Annotated in this window: 3 protein-coding genes; 2 read left to right on the forward strand and 1 reads right to left on the reverse strand. The window is 51.6% G+C overall.

Annotation, left to right across the window (positions count from 1 at the left end; all coding sequences use genetic code 11):
* The first annotated feature begins 793 nt into the window (after positions 1-793).
* Complete coding sequence (locus C448_RS17145) at positions 794-1,171, forward strand: hypothetical protein (RefSeq protein WP_455429040.1); 378 nt, start codon at positions 794-796, stop codon at positions 1,169-1,171.
* A gap of 145 nt (positions 1,172-1,316) precedes the next feature.
* Positions 1,317-1,772, forward strand: a complete 456-nt coding sequence (locus C448_RS16595) for a hypothetical protein (RefSeq protein WP_004051358.1) — start codon at positions 1,317-1,319, stop codon at positions 1,770-1,772.
* A gap of 231 nt (positions 1,773-2,003) precedes the next feature.
* Here the strand turns inward: C448_RS16595 and C448_RS15765 are convergent, their stop codons facing one another.
* On the reverse strand, positions 2,004-2,762 hold the full coding sequence (locus C448_RS15765) for a hypothetical protein (protein ID WP_152415495.1): 759 nt from the start codon (positions 2,760-2,762) through the stop codon (positions 2,004-2,006).
* Positions 2,763-2,864: the final 102 nt, after the last annotated feature.

Raw genomic sequence — 2,864 nt, forward strand, 5'->3', positions numbered from 1 at the left:
CGTCGCGTCGCTGCCCGAGCGCAACTATGCCGTTATCGTTGATGAGGCCCATTCCAGTCAGACCGGCGAGATGGCGAAGGAAATGAAGGAGATTCTCTCCGGCGTCGACGTCGAGGAGAGCGACAATTGGGAGACACTCCTCGCAAAGAGCGCCGAGGCCCGCGGCAGCCAGGAGAACCTATCCTTTTTCGCGTTTACGGCCACCCCTAAAGGGAAGACACTAGAATCGTTCGGTACTCCTCCCGAAGATGGCGAGAAGCCCGAACCGTTTCACGTCTACTCGATGCGCCAGGCCATCGAGGAAGGGTTCATTCTCGACGTGCTCCAGAACTACACGACCTACGACACATACTATAATCTTGTTAAGGAATCTGAAGAAGACCCCCAACTCCCGGAAAAAGAAGCCAGAGGCGCAATTGCTCGCTTTCTGAAACTCCACCCACACAATATAGCCCAAAAAGTCGAGATCATCGTCGAGCACTACCGTAGCAACACCCGCAGCAAGATCGGCGGCAGGGCGAAGGCGATGGTCGTCACAGACTCCCGGAAGGCAGCTGTCCGATATAAGCGCAAGATCGACGAGTATCTCTTGGAAGAGGGCTACGACGACTTGGAAGCGTTTGTAGCGTTCAGCGGGACCGTCGAAGACAATGGCGGCGAGTACACCGAGAAGGGGATGAACGACGGCCTCAAGCAGTCCGAACTCCCGAGCACGTTCGCCTCCGCGAATGACGGGGTACTAGTTGTCGCCGAGAAATACCAAACGGGTTTCGACGAACCGCTGCTTCATACAATGTATGTGGACAAGAAGCTCTCGGGCGTCCAAGCCGTCCAGACGCTCTCGCGGCTGAATCGAACGGCTCCAGGAAAGGACGATACGTTCGTCCTTGATTTTGTCAACGATCACGAGCAGATCAAAGAAGCGTTCGAGCCGTTCTACGAGCGGACGACTGTCGAGGAAACCACCGATCCGCAGCATATCTACCAATTGGCAACCGAGCTGCGCGCATTTCAAGTATTCTCTGAAGAGGACGTCAACCGCTTCGCTGAGGCGTTCTTTGCTCAACAGAACTCTGGTCCCGAACAGGCTCACGCCGAGCTTTCGCAGTACACCCAAAGTCCACGCGACGAGTTCATCACACTCCCAGTAGANAGTAGAACGGCAGGATGAGTTCCGTTCGCAACTTCGTTCGTTCATTCGCCTGTATAAATTTCAGTCACAGATTGTCAACTACACAGATACCGATTTAGAGAAGCTCTACACGTTCGGTCATTTTCTCTACAACGAGCTTCCCCGAGATCCGCAGGATGCCCGCGTGGAGTTTGAAGACGAACTCGCGCTCCAGTATTACCGCATCGAGAAGTCTAACGAAGGCCAGATCGGACTTGAAGGGACGAGCAGTGAGGTGTCCGTTCCAACCGAGACAGGGACGCGAACGGAGGAAGAGGATGAAGTTGAACTCTCGACGCTCGTGGAGCGGATTAACGAGCAGCTCGGTACGGACTTCACGTCTGCGGACGAACTCTTCCTTCAGCAGGTCAAAGAAGAGGCGCTCAACGATGACCAACTCCAACAGTCGGCACGAGTGAACACACAAGAGAACTTTGCGTATACGTTTGATGAGAAGCTCACTGAACTGTTTATCGACAGACGAAATCAAAACGAGGACCTGTTTACTGAGTACATCAACGACAACGAGTTACAGGAGGTAATAACTGGACTCCTTCGCCAAAGAGTGTATGATGCCAGTCAGGAGCCTGCCGAATCATAATTGGAACCTCTGGTTCTCTCGATGAAGCTTTCGAGCATCGATTGTAATTCCTGGATGCGGCCTGTAGAGAACCACCTGCTCTTCTACACTCTGTCGAGAAACCTCATTTATTTATTACAGAGACATTAGTAACCAAGACAAGTCAAATGTAATCCATCGTGAAGCCCGAATTTCTGCTATGTTAGTTGTTTCTGTTCAGGCCTTGGGCTCACTTCATCCGAAATCATTCCCTCACGATTGCAGTATTTCTGATAATTCATGGAATGATCTGGCGGTAGATCGCAGTGCTACCCGATAAATTGTCTGAATGTCGGCGGTTTGTTCAAGGCCAAGTTCCGTAAGTGCGTCGTCCCACCGGTCCACCCCTTCATGGCCCCGGTCGTTCCGGAACCAGTGAATCGCATTGAAGGGTGCCAGCACTTCGCCAGCCCGTTCGCTGTTGGTGAGAAATTGCACGAGTTCGTACAGTGCGTCCTTCTCTCCATCTATAGCATTGTCATCGATATCATCAGGTAGCTGAGCTTCAACATGGTCTTTCTCGATCGTCTCAATGAGGATCTGGTCTATATCAATCATAATTCGCAGTAACTCCTCACGACGTGCATGCGTCGGCGTAATGAATGGTTCCAAATCGATCCCAGGCGGATCAACACTGAATAGACTACATCCGTATACAGCCTCGAATGTATCGGTAGCTTCAGCCATTCCTGCAACCACTCCCCCAATAGGCGATTCAGTATCAACCCAATCAGCTTCGATATAGTTTGTTTCTAATTCTTCGGGAAGTTCGCCCTCAGGTGTCACATGATGTTGATTCCAGTGGGGAAGTTCATAATCAGGTACTGACTGAAGATCGTCCACTAATAAAACCAATTGCTCCTGACCATTTCGATAGAGACGGACAGTCCACTTGTCAAGCCATGTGACTTGAAGACCCTGTGCCGACCATTCCTCAACGGTGCCGCGCGAATCCGTACGATACCGCTCCAATAGTGATGGTTCAAAGGGCCGTGTTTAATCGCTAGACAACGTCGGATCAGGTCGCCAGAGTGACGGAGTTGAAGCGGAAGACGGCGAAGTATGTCAACGCAA

This window comes from Halococcus morrhuae DSM 1307 (assembly GCF_000336695.1).
Lineage (GTDB): Archaea > Halobacteriota > Halobacteria > Halobacteriales > Halococcaceae > Halococcus > Halococcus morrhuae.